The organism is Mycobacterium sp. 852013-50091_SCH5140682, from assembly GCF_001665685.1.
Lineage (GTDB): Bacteria > Actinomycetota > Actinomycetes > Mycobacteriales > Mycobacteriaceae > Mycobacterium.
The window spans coordinates 1-15,161 of sequence record NZ_LZTB01000047.1 but is presented as its reverse complement, the minus strand read 5'-3'; the positions used below and the strand labels follow the sequence as shown (position 1 = coordinate 15,161).

Annotated in this window: 16 protein-coding genes; 10 read left to right on the top strand and 6 right to left on the bottom strand. The window is 67.3% G+C overall.

The features are described from left to right. Positions 1-2: 2 nt before the first annotated feature. Genes A5784_RS15035 through A5784_RS15025 form a run of 3 tightly spaced genes read right to left on the bottom strand, consistent with a single transcriptional unit; the run spans position 3 to position 1,590 of the window. On the bottom strand, positions 3-278 hold the full coding sequence (locus A5784_RS15035; protein ID WP_064945713.1) for a hypothetical protein: 276 nt from the start codon (positions 276-278) through the stop codon (positions 3-5). A gap of 59 nt (positions 279-337) precedes the next feature. Continuing rightward, positions 338-1,057 carry a QcrA and Rieske domain-containing protein gene (locus tag A5784_RS15030; protein WP_064945712.1) on the bottom strand — a complete coding sequence of 240 codons (720 nt, stop codon included), beginning with the start codon at positions 1,055-1,057 and terminating at the stop codon, positions 338-340. Then, positions 1,054-1,590, bottom strand: a complete 537-nt coding sequence (locus A5784_RS15025) for an RNA polymerase sigma factor (RefSeq protein ID WP_064945711.1) — start codon at positions 1,588-1,590, stop codon at positions 1,054-1,056. The genes A5784_RS15030 and A5784_RS15025 overlap by 4 nt, the downstream gene beginning before the upstream one ends. A 243-nt stretch (positions 1,591-1,833) precedes the next feature. On the opposite strand from A5784_RS15025, the gene A5784_RS15020 reads away from it, so the two are divergent. From A5784_RS15020 to A5784_RS15000, 5 genes are all read left to right on the top strand, one after another. Then, positions 1,834-2,325 (top strand): cupredoxin domain-containing protein, encoded by a 492-nt coding sequence (locus tag A5784_RS15020; protein WP_064945710.1) that lies wholly within the window; start codon positions 1,834-1,836, stop codon positions 2,323-2,325. Then, entirely contained in the window at positions 2,322-3,263 is a 942-nt protein-coding gene (locus A5784_RS15015; protein WP_064945709.1) for a metallophosphoesterase family protein, read from the top strand. The genes A5784_RS15020 and A5784_RS15015 overlap by 4 nt, the downstream gene beginning before the upstream one ends. Next, on the top strand, positions 3,260-3,679 hold the full coding sequence (locus tag A5784_RS15010) for a hypothetical protein (protein WP_064945708.1): 420 nt from the start codon (positions 3,260-3,262) through the stop codon (positions 3,677-3,679). Before A5784_RS15015 ends, A5784_RS15010 begins: the two co-directional genes overlap by 4 nt. 9 nt (positions 3,680-3,688) lie before the next feature. Continuing rightward, a complete protein-coding gene (locus A5784_RS15005; protein WP_064945707.1) occupies positions 3,689-4,498 on the top strand; it encodes an SDR family oxidoreductase in 810 nt (269 codons plus the stop codon). Positions 4,499-4,594: 96 nt separating this feature from the next. Next, positions 4,595-5,065, top strand: a complete 471-nt coding sequence (locus tag A5784_RS15000) for a DUF1942 domain-containing protein (protein ID WP_064945706.1) — start codon at positions 4,595-4,597, stop codon at positions 5,063-5,065. Positions 5,066-5,083: 18 nt separating this feature from the next. Here the strand turns inward: A5784_RS15000 and A5784_RS14995 are convergent, their stop codons facing one another. Both A5784_RS14995 and A5784_RS14990 read right to left on the bottom strand, forming a co-directional pair. Next, positions 5,084-6,520 (bottom strand): lipase maturation factor family protein, encoded by a 1,437-nt coding sequence (locus A5784_RS14995; protein WP_064945705.1) that lies wholly within the window; start codon positions 6,518-6,520, stop codon positions 5,084-5,086. Between the two features lie 175 nt (positions 6,521-6,695). Next, complete coding sequence (locus A5784_RS14990) at positions 6,696-7,109, bottom strand: heat shock protein transcriptional repressor HspR (protein WP_064945704.1); 414 nt, start codon at positions 7,107-7,109, stop codon at positions 6,696-6,698. Positions 7,110-7,371: 262 nt separating this feature from the next. On the opposite strand from A5784_RS14990, the gene A5784_RS14985 reads away from it, so the two are divergent. The 4 genes from A5784_RS14985 (at position 7,372) to A5784_RS14970 (ending at position 13,796) form a co-directional block, all read left to right on the top strand. Beyond that, positions 7,372-7,794: an Hsp20/alpha crystallin family protein gene (locus A5784_RS14985; protein WP_286159432.1), complete on the top strand. Its 423-nt coding sequence runs from the start codon at positions 7,372-7,374 to the stop codon at positions 7,792-7,794. Positions 7,795-8,171: 377 nt separating this feature from the next. Next, entirely contained in the window at positions 8,172-8,546 is a 375-nt protein-coding gene (locus A5784_RS14980; RefSeq protein ID WP_064945703.1) for a hypothetical protein, read from the top strand. Between the two features lie 22 nt (positions 8,547-8,568). Beyond that, positions 8,569-9,222, top strand: a complete 654-nt coding sequence (locus tag A5784_RS14975; RefSeq protein ID WP_064945702.1) for a TetR/AcrR family transcriptional regulator — start codon at positions 8,569-8,571, stop codon at positions 9,220-9,222. Between the two features lie 59 nt (positions 9,223-9,281). Further along, positions 9,282-13,796, top strand: a complete 4,515-nt coding sequence (locus tag A5784_RS14970) for an ATP-dependent helicase (protein ID WP_064945701.1) — start codon at positions 9,282-9,284, stop codon at positions 13,794-13,796. Between the two features lie 26 nt (positions 13,797-13,822). Here the strand turns inward: A5784_RS14970 and A5784_RS39185 are convergent, their stop codons facing one another. Next, on the bottom strand, positions 13,823-13,936 hold the full coding sequence (locus A5784_RS39185; protein WP_232006048.1) for a hypothetical protein: 114 nt from the start codon (positions 13,934-13,936) through the stop codon (positions 13,823-13,825). Between the two features lie 265 nt (positions 13,937-14,201). Here A5784_RS39185 and nei2 point away from each other — a divergent pair, with 265 nt between their 5' ends. Beyond that, positions 14,202-14,957 carry an endonuclease VIII Nei2 gene (gene nei2 / locus A5784_RS14965; RefSeq protein ID WP_064945700.1) on the top strand — a complete coding sequence of 252 codons (756 nt, stop codon included), beginning with the start codon at positions 14,202-14,204 and terminating at the stop codon, positions 14,955-14,957. Positions 14,958-15,161: the final 204 nt, after the last annotated feature.

Here is a 15,161-nt window from a genome sequence, read left to right as displayed (position 1 = left end):
GGTCAGCCTTCGGGCTCGCACTCCACGTCGACGTAGACGGTGGTGAATTGCATCGCGGCGGCCTGGGTACCGGAGGGCACGCCGTGCACCCCGGTCACCGTGCACTGCGACAGCGGTACCCCGTTGGCGCCGTTGACCTGCACGGAGTAGCCGGCTTCGGTCAAGTCCCGCACCACATCCGGTGCTTTCATGCCTCCGGTCGGTGCGGCTGCGGCCGCGCCTGCCAGCTCGATGGCAGCGAATACCGCTGCAGCCGTTGCGCATATCGATCTGTTCATCTCCGGACCTCCTACCTATGTCCCTCAACAGATCGATATGCGCGGCGGTTACACCGTTCTCACGCAGGCTGGGCCGGCGGTTGCGGTGCAAGCACTTCGATGATTCCGTCGTGTTCACGAACTTCAAAGTGCGGCAACGGTTTAGGAGCGATCGGCAGCTGGTGGGTGAGCACCTGCCCGGCCGGCGAGAACGAGGTGACGTGGCACGGGCACCGCAGGCTGTCGGCCGAGTCGTCGAACCACAACTTGCATCCCTGGTGCGTGCACACCCCTGACACCGCCTCTACGCGGCCCCCGGCGGCCCGGCGCACGAATCCCGACACGGTCCCCAGATCGAACGGCAGAACCGACCCCTCGTTCAGCTCTGCACTTTTCGCCACCGGCAGCCAAGCGCCGTCGTTGGGAACGAGCTCGGAGCTCTCAGCCTCGTGAGGCTCGGCCGGGGCAGTCCTATCGCTCACCACGTGGTCGATGGACACGGCGGCGACGGCAGCGGTGGCCGCCGCGGCGGTACCGATGATGACCTGGCGACGCGTGGCCGACGGACCCTGACCAGCCGGCGCCTGTTCATCCGCCTGCTCGCGGGACAGCTGTTGGGCGATACGGTTCTTGAGGTCGCCCACGAACTCTGGCCGGGGCTCGTCGGCCCCGGGCCGGGCGGCCCGCAACTCGATCGCGGTACGGATCTGCGCGGCTTCGAAGTCGTCGGCAGGGAAGGATTCCGGTCGACGGCCCGCGAGTAGATCGTCGACGTATTTGCGTACCCCGCGCCTGGTCACGGTGTCCCTCCCTCGTTGATCTGAGCTGCCAGCCGCAGCGCGCGGTGTTGCAAGACTTTCGCATTGGCGACACTGACCCCCATGTCGTTCGCCGACTCCCGGACCGAGCGCCCCTGCAGGAACCGCAATTCCAGCACCCTCCGATACTGCGGGGGCAGTTGGGCCAGGACGCTGGCCACGCGTTGCGGCGCTGTGCTGACCGTCTCGTCGTCCGGGGACGCTTCCAGCGCAGGGATGTCGTCGATGACGGTGATCTCCCGGCCCATGGTGGCCCGCCAATGCGCCGCCAGGACGGTCCTGGCAGTGGCGCGCAGATACGACCGGACTTCGGCAACGCTCGCCGACAACCGCAACGGTCGCAACGCGGCCAGGAACACTTCTGAGGTGAGGTCCTCGGCGTCGGCCCGGCTGCCCAGCCGGGCGTACAGCATCCGGTACACCCACGTCACGTTGTCGTCATACACCGCTTCCCAGCTCGGATAACACGCCTCCGGCACCAGCCGCAGCTCGGGCCGGTCACGTTGGGCCGACATCGAGCTTCTCCAGGTGCCCCTGCACCGATTTCTGCGCCGTCACCGGCCTCCTGCCTTTCGTCGTGCGGTAGCTCCGCACACCTAGGTAGGACGGCGGGTTACACACGACCGCGCACCACACCCCTCAAGCATCCACCCGGCGCAGTCTCTGCGAGCGGAAAACAACCGCGCCACCCGCGGTGTAACCCGGCCCGCTATCTCGTGGTGACCGTTCTGCACCGCTTTCCAACCGGAGGTTCCGTCATGTTCCGACGATCCCGAACAAGCGCCGTCGTCGCCGCTGCGGTGATGACGGCGGCCGCACTGGCGGCGTGCTCGAATACGCCATCGGCGCCCCAGCCGTCGGCACCGCCGACGGTGAACTTCGGACCCAACGGGGGCACCTCGGTCGGGATGGCCCCGATGCAGGGCATGGCACCGATGAATCCGCAGGCGCCCGCGGCACCCGCGGGAACACCGGCAGACACGCCGGCAGCACCGGTGTCGGGTACGGCGGTGAGCATCAACAACTTCGCATTCGTGCCGGCCACCCTGACGGTGCACCGCGGCGACAGCGTGACGTGGACCAACCACGACGAGGAGCCGCACACCATCGCCGCCAACGATGGCTCATTCCACTCCCCCGGCATGGACGCCAATGGCACCTACACATACACCTTCACGAACGCAGGCAATTATGACTACATCTGCGGCATCCACCCGTTCATGCACGGCACGGTGGTGGTGACGCCATGAACAACCAGCAGGACACGAACACGGACCCGCAGGGCATGACCCGACGGCAGCTGATCCGGCACGGCGCCTGGTTCGGCGCCGCGGTCGGGCTCGCCGTCGTCGGCGGTGAGGTGCTCTCACATGCCGCCGCCGCGCCCACGGCCAACATCGCGCGGCCGACGCTGCGCTTCGCTCAAGTCAGCGACAGCCACATCGGGTTCACCGGCAGTGCCAACACCGACGTCGCCGGCTCGTTCGGCCGGGCCATCGACCAGATCAACGGGCTCGGCTACACACCGGATTTCGTCATCCACACCGGCGACCTGACGCATCTGGCCACGCCTGCGCAGTTCGATCAGGTCAAACAGATGATGCAGGGCCTCAAGACGCCGCATGTCTTCACCGTGCCCGGGGAGCACGACTCCGTCGACGACGCCGGCCAGAAATACCGGTCGGTGTTCGGAGCGGGCACTCGCGGCGACGGCTGGTACAGCTTCGATGTCGCGGGCGTGCATGTCATCGGTCTGGTCAACACGCTCAACCTCAAGAAGCTCGGCCATCTCGGACCCGACCAGCTCGAGTTCGTCGAGAAGGACGTCGCCTCGTTGTCGGCTGATACCCCGATCGTGGTGTTCAGCCACATCCCGTTGTTCGCGATGTACCCCGAGTGGGGCTGGGGCACCGACGACGCGACCCAGGCGCTGAGCTACCTGCGCCGGTTCTCGTCGGTAACCTGTCTCAACGGCCATGTCCACCAACTGTTCTCGAAGACCGAGGGCAACGTGACGTTCTACAGCGGGACCACCACGGCGTATCCGCTGCCGCATCCCGGCGACGGCCCGGCACCCAAACCGCTGACATTGCCCGCAGGCAAGCTGCAGGACGCCCTGGGAATTCGAGAGGTCACCTACACCAAGGGCAACACCGCGCTGGCGCTCAAAGAGGAGAAGCTGCAATGAAATTGGATAATGTCGTCGCCAAAGTTGCAGTCAACCTCGGGATCGCCGCCGCGCTGCTGGCCAGCGCGGCCAGCCACGCCTATCTGTACTTGCACGGGTACCAACACATTCCCGCCATCGGACCCGGGTTTCTCGTCCTGTCATCGGTTTTCGGGGCGCTGGCGGTCCTGATCGCGGTGGGCGGACCGGCCTGGCTGCGGCTGGCCGCCCTGGTCGGTGCGGTCGGCGCTATCGGTGCGTTCGGGCTGTCCCGCTCCACGGGCCTGTTCGGTTTCGTCGAGTACGGCCTGCAACCGGCTCCGCACGCGCTGATCAGCCTCGTCTCCGAGGTGATCGTCGTGGTGTTGGCCGGATGGTCACTGCGTGACCTGGTCGAGATCCCGGCAGATAACCCATTCCGGCAGAAAGTCCGGTAAGCAGATGGGATGCACATCGAAGACGGGGTAGCGATAGTCACCGGCGCCGGCTCTGGCATCGGACGGGCGTTGGCACAAGCGCTGAGCGCAGCAGGTGCCCGCGTGGTGGTCGCCGACATCGACCATCCGGGCGCCGTCGAGACCGCAGAGCTCATCACCGGTTCCGGCGGTGCGGCGCGGGCGGCCCGAGCCGACGCCGCGGCCACCGCCGACATCGAGAACCTGGTCAGCCTGGCCGAAAGTGAGTTCGGGCCGGTCGACATCTACGTCGCCAACGCCGGAATCATGGGTGCACCAGGGCTTGGCGGCGACGCGGATTGGGACATCATCCTCGACGTCAATCTGCGTGCGCACATCCGGGCTGCGAACATCGTTGTGCCCCAGTGGGTATCCCGCGGCAGGGGCTACTTCGTCTCCGTGGCCTCGGCGGCCGGGCTGCTGTCGCAGATCGGCGCCGCCGGCTACAGCGTCACCAAGCACGCGGCCGTCGGGTTCGCCGAATGGCTGGCCATCACCTACGGAGACGACGGCGTCGGAGTGAGCTGTGTCTGCCCGCTCGGGGTGGACACCCCGCTGCTCAACGCGGTCCGCGCGGCATCCGATCCCGACACCCACGCCAGCGCCGAAGCCGTGGTGCGGTCCGGTGCGGTGATCACGCCCGATCAGGTGGCTGGCGCCACCGTGGACGCCATTCGCGCCGACCGGTTCCTGGTGCTACCGCACCCGGAAGTGCTGGACATGTACCGCCACAAGGGCAGTGACTACGACCGGTGGATCTCGGGTATGCGTCGCTACCAGCGGACACTGCGCGAGACGTAGGCGCCGAAGGTTAGCCGACGCCGATAGTGGGTAGCGCAAGTGGCAGCACGCGACCCACAGCGGGGAGCCGCCACAGCGGCAGGAGGAGGCAACCTCATGGATCTACGCAAGGCGGCCATGACCGCAGCGGAAACGCTGGCCACGACAGTCGCGGGGGTGTTCACCCCGGCCCCTGCGTCCGCCTACCCGACCATGAGCACGCTCGGCAGTGAGCAACCCCTGTGCACCACCGACGCGACGGTGGCCACGCAGTGGAGGGTCGGCGACCTTGCACCGAGCGACGACCCGATGCCAGTCCCGGTGACCGGCCAGCTGTGGAAGGCGGTCGCAACGGTGACCGCGGTTCATGGCGCGACCACCCCGGTCGTGTCGAACTTCTCCGCGCGCACCGACGACGGGCACGACTACCCTGCGCTGGACGGGGCGCCCAGCCCGCCCGCGTTGGCGCCGTCCCCGCTGGGTCAGGGCGGCTCGGCAACGGGGACGGTGTATTTCGATGTCGCTGGCCCACCACCGACCAGCGTGGTCTACCACAGCGCCGGACAGGACCTGCTGATCTGGTCGTGAGCCTCTTGTGACGCGCGCTCATCCGCCCGTGGTCTGGCCGTGTGGGGCGCGGCGCGCGACAGGCGGGATGTATTCACCGAGCAGCGTGCGATGCCACCAGATGTGCTCGTGCCGCAACTCGTGCCAACTACTGAAGCGGTACCGGTAGAGCCGGGCACGCACATACTGCGGTGCCGAATCGGGAAACGGATTGCGCCGCAACAGGCGAACGGTTTCGGCATCGTTGTCCAGCAGCAGCCGCAGGAAGGCGGGCAGCCAATCTCTGGCATACGCCGGCGATATCGCGACGAACCACATCAACCAGTCCAGGCGCAGATGGTACGGCGCGATCTGTGGTGGGCGGCGATGCACATCGCCCGGCTTGCCCTTGAATTCGTATTCCAGCCACACCGTGTGCTCGGTGAGCCGGGTGTCAGCGGTGCCTTCGATCACCACCTCGTCGCGGGTGCGGCCGACGACGCCGAACGCCCCGTAGGTGTTCACCAAGTGATATCGGTTGAAGGAGGCGTTCATTCGCTGTCGGTGTGACAGCAGATTGCGCACCGGGCGGTAACTGAGGACGACCACCGCCGCGGTGAATGCGACGACTACACAGACGAACCAGACCGGCGGATCGGGCAGCGAGGGCGATGCGACCCCCACGAAGCGATCGGGAATGGCACTGCACGCCAAAACGATCGTCACCCAGTTGAGCCAGGCGAAGTTCCCGGACAGCACGAGCCATAACTGGGTCACTACCACGACGACCCCGGCGGCCGCCGCCACCGGCTGCGGCGCGAAAAGCAGGAACGGCACCACCAGCTGCGCGACATGGTTGCCCGCGGCTTCGATGCGGTGCAGCGGTTTGGGCAGGTGGTGAAAGTACCAGCTGAGCGGACCCGGAATGGGTTGCGTCTCATGGTGGTAGTACAGGCAGGTCAGTGTGCGCCAGCAGCTGTCACCGCGAATCTTGATCAGGCCGGCACCGAACTCGACCCGGAACACCAGCCACCGCGCCAGCCACAGCACCAGCACCGGAGGTGCGATGTCGTCGTTGCCCAGGAACATCACCAGAAACCCGGCTTCGAGGAGGAGCGACTCCCAGCCGAACGAGTACCACGTCTGCCCGACGTTCACGATCGACAGATAGAGCACCCAGATCAGCAACCACACCAGCATGCCCGCCCACAACGGCGCCAGATCGCCGCCACCGGCGAGAAGCGCTGCCGACAACAGCGCCCCTACCCAGCAGGCCAGCGCGAAAAACCGGTCTGAGTAATGGAGTTGGAAGATGCTCGGCGCGGCGCGGAACGGGGTGCGGGCCAGGTATCGGGGCACCGGCAGCATGCCCCGCTCACCGATGAGCGCACGGAATTGCCGAGCGGCCGCGACGAACGCGATCAGGTAGATCGCCGCGATCCCCCGCTGCAACACCTGTCTGGCCAACCAGTATTCGGGTGCGGTGAACCATTGCATGTGTGGGCCTGTCGAGGAGCTGTTTCCATGCTAAGCACCCATCCCTCGCGGCGGCAATGTCTGCCCCTGCCTGCCGCCGCGGCGGGCTCCCGCAGCATCAGGGCCGAACAGCGGGAGCACCGGGAAACGCGGTGCGGCCGAGGCCAATTCGGTTGACGCCTGCGGCGACGTCGGCCTACCGGGCGGGGTGCTTCGAGATATCGGAATTGCGTCCGGGGCCGCGGCGCCTGCGGTGGTGCGCCGTCTCGTCCTGCTGCAGCCGAGATGGCTGTTCTGCTTCGAGCGCCGCGTTGCGCGCTTCAAGCTTGCTGTTGTCGGACTTCAGTTGGCTGTTCTTGTCCTGCAGGTGCAGGATCTGGGCAATGCCTGCCAGGTTGACGCCCTGCTCGACGAGCTCGGTGATCCGCCGCAACTGCTCGATGTCGTCGTCGCTGTAACGGCGGGTTCCCCCGGCGGTGCGTGCTGGGCTGAGCAGCCCGGAGCGTTCGTACAGGCGCAGTGTCTGCGGTCCGATCCCTGACAGCTCGGCAGCAACCGAGATGCCGTAGACGCCGCGCGCCGACCGCGACGCCCTGTGCTCCCCGGTCACGCCCTGTCTGGCGTTCTCAACCACCAAACCTCCTCACCCGATGTCCCTCCCAGCAAAGGCGGAACCGTCGATACGACAAGGCTATGCGCTCAGCTATAGGTTTTCCAAGCCTGTGACGCCGCGAAATGTGTGGACTTGTCACCAGATCTGACGAGCGCCGCCAGAAAATTCCTCCGCAGACCCTTGCGCACACATGCTTGGAGTGGTATCACAAAGCTATATCGACTTACATAGATTATCTTCCACCACTGGGAGGTGAACCATGATGTTGATGCGCACAGATCCATTCCGCGAACTGGATCGACTGACCCAGCAGGCATTGGGCACCGCCGCCCGGCCCGCGATCATGCCGATGGACGCCTGGCGAGACGGCGACCGGTTCATCATCGAATTCGATCTACCAGGGGTACAGGCGAACTCGCTGCATCTCGACGTCGAACGCGATGTGCTGACCGTGCGCGCTGAGCGCCCCGATGTTGATGAAAACCGGGAGATGCTCAGCGCCGAGCGACCGCGGGGCGTCTTCAGCCGCCAAGTGTTCCTCGGCGAGAGTCTCGACGTGGACAAGATCGAGGCGGGTTACCGCGACGGCGTCCTGCGGTTGACCATTCCCGTCGCCGAAAAGGCGAAGCCACGACGCATCGCGATCAGCCGCGACGATCAACAGACGGCGATCAACGCCTGAGAACGCCAGGGCCGCGGCACCGTCGCCCGGCACCGACCCCGGCCGTGGCCCTGCAATCCCATGCCCGACGTCAGTGCGAGGAGGTGATGCGTCAATACCCGGATATCAAACATCGACAGTTCCGCAGTAGTACAGATCTTCGGTAACGCCGTGCCGTCCACACCGATTGCGACGAAAAGACAGCGGCTGACGCGCACAAGGCGCACGCACCGCCACTGATCGTGGCCCGTTCAACGTGGACCGCGCGGCAGTTATCGAGCCGGGGTGGGCGCGTGGGATGCGCACCGGCGCCCACCTCGGCACCGCAGTCGGGTTGCAGTCCGTGACCACATAACACGTTGTGCGACACAGAGCTTCTGAGCGAGAGGGGGTGCGAGATGAATGGGACGACAGCCGTCGGGTTCGAGCCTTCTGCCGTGATCGATGAGGCGGCGGCGTTTGTGGAGGCCGAGTGGATGCGCCTCATGACCGACGAACTCTCAGCCCTGGCGTACCTGGAGTTGCCCGCCGCACAGACCGTGCAAGCTCGCCCCAGCGTGCTCACCGCTCTACGCCGAAAGGGTCTGTCGGACTTGACATTCGACTCGGGAAATGCGCAACCGACTCGACGGCGCGCCGCGAATGTGTGGGCTACCCAACGCTCGCCCCCGCTCCGCCTCCGAGTGGGGCGCCCTGCGCTCACGCACACCGGGGGCCGGCGTGAACAGTCGCTGTGCGACGTCGCCGGCCCCTTCCTTGTGTCCCTGGTGTAGCAAGTGAAGTTAAGCTGGCCGGGTGGGAGCCGAGGCGAGACGACGTCTCTCCCCCGCCGATCGGCGCAGTGAGCTGTTGGCGTTGGGAGCCGAGGTGTTCGGCCAGCGGCCCTACGACGAAGTCCGTATCGACGAGATCGCCGAGCGCGCCGGCGTGTCGCGGGCGCTGATGTATCACTACTTCCCCGACAAACGGGCGTTCTTCGCCGCCGTCGTGCGCGCCGAGGGCGAGCGCCTGTTCGCCGCCACCGACACCCCGCCCGAACCCGGCCAGAGCCTGTTCGACCAATTGCGCGCTGGTGTCATGGCCTATCTGCGGTACGACGAGGAACATCCGCACGGAGCGTGGGCCGCTTACATGGGCATGGGACGCGCCGATCCGGTATTGCGGGGCATCGACGACATCGACAATGACCGGCAGGCCAACCGGATCATGGGCCGCATCGCCGAGGCGGCGTCTCAGCCCTTGGACGCGAAGCTGGAGCGCGACCTGCGGGCCACCATCTACGGCTGGCTGGCGTTCACGTTCGAGATGTGCCGCCAACGCCTCCTCGACCCGTCGATCGACGCCGGATTCGTCGCCGACACGTGCGCACACGCCCTACTCGACGCCGTGCGCCGGGTGCCCGGACTGCCCTCCGAACTCGTCTGCGCCGCCGCTCCGGAGCGTCGCTAGCCGTCGGAAGCGGCATCACGCTCCGGCCACTTGTCGGTGCCACGCGGCAGTATGGACGGATGGCTCCACCCGATCCGTTGGCCCGGTTCAGCGCGCTGACCCGGGAGTGGTTCGCGACCGCGTTCCCGGAGCCGACGGCCGCGCAGGCGCAGGCCTGGGCGGCCATCGCCAAGGGTGACAACACCCTGGTCATCGCGCCGACGGGGTCGGGCAAGACGTTGGCGGCGTTTCTGTGGGCGATCGACCGGTTGGCCTTCGAACAGCAGGCGGGCGCCGCGGGTACGGGCACGCGGGTGCTCTACGTGTCGCCGCTGAAGGCGTTGGCCGTCGACGTCGAGCGCAACCTGCGCACACCGCTGACCGGCATCACCCGCGTCGCCGAACGTCAGGGCCTCCCCGCGCCCTCCATCAGCGTCGGCCTGCGCTCGGGAGACACCCCGCCCAACCAGCGGCGCGCTCTGATCGCCAAACCACCCGACATCCTGATCACCACGCCCGAGTCGCTGTTCCTGATGCTCACCTCGGCCGCTCGGGAAACGCTGGCCACCGTGCAGACCGTCATCGTCGACGAAGTACACGCCGTTGCGGCCACCAAGCGCGGGGCACACCTGGCGTTGTCCCTGGAACGTCTCGACCAGCTGCTGGACAGGCCCGCGCAGCGGATCGGGCTGTCGGCGACGGTTCGGCCGCCCGAGGAAGTGGCCCGGTTCCTCTCGGGGCCCGCACCGACCACCGTCGTGGCTCCCCCGGCCAGCAAGACATTCGACCTGACGGTGCAGGTCCCGGTGCCCGACATGGCCAATCTCGACAACAACAGCATCTGGCCCGATGTCGAGGAACGCATCGTCGACCTCATCGAGGCGCACCGGTCCTCGATCGTGTTCGCCAATTCCCGTCGCCTCGCCGAGCGACTCACCTCGCGGCTCAACGAAATCCACGCCGAGCGGGCCGGCATCGAGCTCACCCTCGACCGCAACCCGCAAGTGGGCGGCGGCGCCCCGGCCCAACTGATGGCCAGCGGGCAGGCCAACGGCGCACCGGCGCTTTTGGCCAAGGCTCACCACGGGTCGGTCAGCAAGGAGCAGCGCGCCCAGGTCGAAGACGACCTCAAGAGCGGCCGGCTGCGTGCCGTGGTCGCCACCTCGAGCCTGGAACTCGGCATCGACATGGGGGCCGTGGACCTGGTCATCCAGGTCGAGGCGCCCCCCTCGGTGGCCAGCGGACTGCAGCGCATCGGCCGTGCCGGGCACCAGGTCGGCGAGATCTCCCAAGGCGTGCTGTTCCCCAAGCATCGCACCGACCTGATCGGCTGCGCGGTGACGGTGCAGCGCATGCGGGCCGGCGAGATCGAGACCATGAAGGTGCCGGCCAACCCGCTCGATGTGCTCGCTCAGCACACCGTGGCGGCGTCGGCGCTCGAACCGCTCGATGTGGAGGGCTGGTTCGACGCGGTGCGTCGCAGCGCGCCGTTCGCCACGCTGCCGCGCAGCGCGTTCGAGGCGACGTTGGACCTGCTGTCCGGCAAATACCCCTCCACCGAGTTCGCTGAGCTGCGACCGCGGTTGGTCTACGACCGCGACACCGGCACACTGACCGCGCGCCCCGGTGCGCAACGGCTGGCGGTGACGTCCGGCGGAGCCATCCCCGACCGCGGGCTGTTCACCGTGTACCTGGCCACCGACTCTGAAAAGCCGTCCAGGGTAGGCGAACTCGACGAGGAGATGGTCTACGAGTCGCGGCCCGGCGACGTCATCTCGTTGGGCGCCACCAGTTGGCGGATCACCGAGATCACCCACGACCGGGTGCTGGTCATCCCGGCGCCGGGACAGCCCGCACGGCTGCCGTTCTGGCGCGGCGACAGCGTGGGCCGACCCGCCGAACTGGGAGCGGCAGTCGGTGCATTCACCGGCGAACTCGCCGCACTGGACCGCGCCACGTTCGATGAGCGTTGCCTCGCAATGGGTTTCGCCGGGTACGCAACCGACAATCTGCACCAGCTGTTGCGTGAACAGCGCGAGGCCACCGGTATCGTTCCCAGCGACACCTCGCTGCTGGTAGAGCGATTCCGCGACGAACTCGGCGACTGGCGCGTGATCCTGCATTCACCGTACGGGCTGCGGGTGCACGGCCCGCTCGCACTGGCGGTCGGGCGACGGCTGCGGGAGCGGTACGGCATCGACGAGAAGCCCACCGCATCGGACGACGGCATCATCGTCCGATTGCCCGACGGAGGTGAAAACCCGCCAGGGGCCGACCTTTTCGTCTTCGAAGCCGACGAAATCGAATCGATCGTCACCGCCGAGGTGGGCGGCTCGGCGCTGTTCGCCTCCCGGTTCCGGGAGTGCGCCGCCCGAGCCCTGCTGCTGCCCCGGCGCCACCCGGGGAAACGCTCACCGCTGTGGCATCAGCGCCAGCGCGCCGCGCAATTGCTCGACATCGCACGCAAGTACCCGGACTTCCCGATCGTGCTCGAGGCAGTCCGGGAATGCCTGCAGGACGTCTACGATGTGCCGGCGTTGATCGAGCTGATGCGCAGGGTCGCCCAGCGCCGGCTGCGCGTGGTCGATGTGGAGACCGCGACGCCGTCGCCGTTCGCGGCGTCGTTGTTGTTCGGCTACGTCGGCGCATTCATGTACGAAGGCGACAGCCCGCTGGCCGAACGGCGGGCAGCGGCACTGGCACTGGACACGGTCCTGCTCTCCGAGCTGCTGGGTCGGGTGGAGCTGCGGGAGCTGCTCGACCCTGCAGTGATCGCGTCGACCGCCGCCCAACTGCAGCACCTCACCCCGGAGCGGGCCGCCCGCGACGCCGAGGGCGTGGCTGATCTGCTGCGGCTGCTCGGCCCGCTCACGGAGGAAGAGATCGCCCAGCGCTGCACGGCCGAGGTCGTCGGGGGTTGGCTCGACGGTCTACACGCCGCCAAGCGGGCGCTGCCGGTCAGCTTCGCCGGTCAGACGTGGTGGGTGGCAGTCGAAGACATCGGCCTGCTGCGCGACGGCGTGGGGGTGCCGGTTCCGATCGGCGTGCCCGCCGCGTTCACCGAATCGGTCGCCGATCCGCTCGGCGATCTGCTCGGTCGCTACGCCCGCACGCGTGGGCCGTTCACCACAGCCGACGCGGCGGCGCGGTTCGGGCTGGGCCTGCGGGTCACCGCTGATGTGCTGGGCCGCATGGCGGTGGACCACCGCATGGTGCGTGGCGAGTTCGTCGCGGACCTGGCCGGCGACCAGTGGTGTGACGCCGAGGTGCTCAAGATCCTGCGCCGACGGTCGCTGGCGGCGCTGCGGGCCCAGGTGGAACCGGCGTCCACCGCGGCCTACGCGCGGTTCCTGCCGTCCTGGCAGCATGTCGGGTCGTCGCACAGCAGCGGTATCGACGGGCTGGCCGCAGTGATCGATCAGCTTGCCGGGGTACCCATACCGGCTTCGGCCGTGGAGTCGCTGGTGTTCGGCCAGCGCGTGCGCGACTACCAGCCTGCGATGCTCGACGAGCTGCTGGCCTCCGGCGAGATCACGTGGTCGGGCGTCGGGCAGATCGGTGGTGGTGACGGCTGGATCGCGTTCCATCAGGCCGACACCGTGCCGTTGACGCTGGCCGCACCCACCGAGATCGAGTTCACCGACACCCACCGCACCATCATGGAAACCTTGGGCGGCGGCGGAGCTTATTTCTTCCGCCAGCTCGCCGACGGACTGCCCGCAGATGAGCTCAAAACCGCTCTGTGGGAACTCATCTGGGCCGGATGGGTCACCGGGGACACATTCGCTCCCGTGCGCGCGGTGCTGGCGGGTCCGCGCCGCACCGGCACTCCCGCACACCGGCAGCGCCAACGGCCGCCACGGCTGAGCCGCTACAGCGTGGCCCGCCCGCAGGCCCGGGCCGCCGATCCGACCGTGTCCGGGCGGTGGTCCGCACTGCCCGGCCCAGAACCCGACTCGACAGTGCGCGCACATTTCCAGGCCGAGCTGCTGCTCGGCCGACATGGCGTGCTCACCAAGGGCGCGGTCAACGCCGAAGGCGTGCCCGGCGGCTTCGCCACCCTCTACAAGGTGCTCAGCGCATTCGAGGACGCCGGACGGTGTCAACGTGGATATTTCGTCGAATCACTCGGTGGCGCGCAGTTCGCCGCGGCGTCGACCGTTGACCGGTTGCGGTCTTATCTGGACAGTGTCGACCCGCAGCGGCCCGAGTATCACGCGGTGGTACTCGCCGCCACAGATCCCGCGAATCCCTATGGCGCCGCGCTGAGCTGGCCCGATGACGGCGAATCCGGTCATCGGCCCGGCCGTAAGGCCGGCGCGTTGGTGGCGCTGGTGGACGGGCAGCTCGTGTGGTTCCTGGAGCGTGGCGGGAAGTCGCTGCTCAGCTTCGGCTCCGACGCCGATGCACAACGGGCGGCCGCGGCCGCCCTGGCCGATCTGGTCGGCTCCGGCCGGGTGCCGTCACTGCTTGTGGAGCGGGTCAACGGGACTGCTGTGCTCGACCCGGGCGCCGACGACGCACGCAGCGTCGTGCAAGACGCGCTGACCGGTGCCGGTTTCAGCCGGACCCCGCGAGGCCTTCGACTGAGGTGAGGAAATCCTCGACGAGTGGGACGACCTCACCGAGGTGCGTTTCCAGTGTAAGCGAACTCGTCAGGCGAAGGGGTTGCGCTGTAACCGAATCCAGGCATGTCGGGTGCTACCAACCACCATCGGTGGGCCACCGTCGCCATGAGGTTGCGATACGCATAGGACGAACACGGATAGCCGTGCGGCAACAACACCACGGGCGCCTCGGGCGGCCCGCTTCCCGATAGAACACATCAATACAATCGACGGCGATCCGCCGATGGTGCACGGGTCGGATCATTTCCGTCACATACCCATCAACTCGCGCACCCATCACTCGCGCACCCATCACTCGCGCACCCATCAACTCGCGGAACCATCAACTCGCGGAATGTTGATGCCGCGTGTGGAGAGCTGTTCAATAAGGAGATGCCCGAAGGCGACACCGTTTTTCACACCGCCGCGGTACTGCGCAACGCGCTGGCCGGAAAGACGTTGACCCGCTGCGATATCCGTGTGCCACAGTATGCCGCGGTCGATCTGAGCGGTGACGTCGTCGACGAAGTCGTCAGCCGGGGGAAGCATCTGTTCATCCGGGTCGGCACTGCCAGCATCCACTCACATCTCAAGATGGAAGGCAGCTGGCGGATCGGCTGGACCGGGAGCGGGGCACCGCATCGTATTCGAATTGTGCTGGAAACAAACGACAACCGGGCCACCGGAATCGACCTCGGCCTTCTCGAAGTGCTGGACCGCGACCGCGACATGGACGCCGTCGCACACCTCGGCCCCGACCTGCTGGGCACCGACTGGGACCCGCGCATCGCGGCCACCAATCTCACGGCCGACCCCGACCGCGCACTCGCTCAGACCTTGCTCGATCAGCGGGTGATGGCAGGCGTGGGCAATGTCTATTGCAACGAGCTCTGCTTCGTGTTCGGCCGTCGCCCCACCACCCCCGTCAGCGCTCTGAACGACCCGCTCCGAGTGGTGCAGCGGGCACGGGACATGCTGTGGCTCAACCGGTCTCGGTGGAATCGGACCACGACCGGCGACACCAGGAACGGCCGCCAACTGTGGGTGTACGGCCGCGCAGGCGCACCGTGCCGGCGGTGCGGCACGCTCATCGAGTCAGACAGCGGCGGCGATCGCGTGACGTACTGGTGCCCCAGCTGCCAGACGTGAAAGGCCTGCGACCTCGAGGCCGTCGACGCCGCTAGTTAACGCCGCCATTATACCGACGCCGCAAACGCCAATTGCGTTGTGTAGCTGGACCTGTGGATGAAGTGCAGGTTGTGGATAACCAGTTCGGGGGTCGGTCGATCGCGATAGAATTCGAACATGCTTGCGAACACTGTGATGGACCGGGAAGCGGTCCTGGCGGTGTTC

Excerpts from the sequence above, each read along its gene's own strand:
- A5784_RS15005 (WP_064945707.1), top strand. The coding sequence starts at position 3,689 with ATGCACATCGAAGACGGGGTAGCGATAGTCACCGGCGCCGGCTCTGGC.
- A5784_RS15035 (WP_064945713.1), bottom strand. The coding sequence starts at position 278 with ATGAACAGATCGATATGCGCAACGGCTGCAGCGGTATTCGCTGCCATC.
- A5784_RS14980 (WP_064945703.1), top strand. The coding sequence starts at position 8,172 with ATGAATGGGACGACAGCCGTCGGGTTCGAGCCTTCTGCCGTGATCGAT.
- A5784_RS15020 (WP_064945710.1), top strand. The coding sequence starts at position 1,834 with ATGTTCCGACGATCCCGAACAAGCGCCGTCGTCGCCGCTGCGGTGATG.
- A5784_RS15025 (WP_064945711.1), bottom strand. The coding sequence starts at position 1,590 with ATGTCGGCCCAACGTGACCGGCCCGAGCTGCGGCTGGTGCCGGAGGCG.
- A5784_RS15015 (WP_064945709.1), top strand. The coding sequence starts at position 2,322 with ATGAACAACCAGCAGGACACGAACACGGACCCGCAGGGCATGACCCGA.
- A5784_RS39185 (WP_232006048.1), bottom strand. The coding sequence starts at position 13,936 with ATGGCGACGGTGGCCCACCGATGGTGGTTGGTAGCACCCGACATGCCT.
- A5784_RS15000 (WP_064945706.1), top strand. The coding sequence starts at position 4,595 with ATGGATCTACGCAAGGCGGCCATGACCGCAGCGGAAACGCTGGCCACG.
- A5784_RS14995 (WP_064945705.1), bottom strand. The coding sequence starts at position 6,520 with ATGCAATGGTTCACCGCACCCGAATACTGGTTGGCCAGACAGGTGTTG.
- A5784_RS14970 (WP_064945701.1), top strand. The coding sequence starts at position 9,282 with ATGGCTCCACCCGATCCGTTGGCCCGGTTCAGCGCGCTGACCCGGGAG.
- A5784_RS15010 (WP_064945708.1), top strand. The coding sequence starts at position 3,260 with ATGAAATTGGATAATGTCGTCGCCAAAGTTGCAGTCAACCTCGGGATC.
- nei2 (WP_064945700.1), top strand. The coding sequence starts at position 14,202 with ATGCCCGAAGGCGACACCGTTTTTCACACCGCCGCGGTACTGCGCAAC.
- A5784_RS14985 (WP_286159432.1), top strand. The coding sequence starts at position 7,372 with ATGATGTTGATGCGCACAGATCCATTCCGCGAACTGGATCGACTGACC.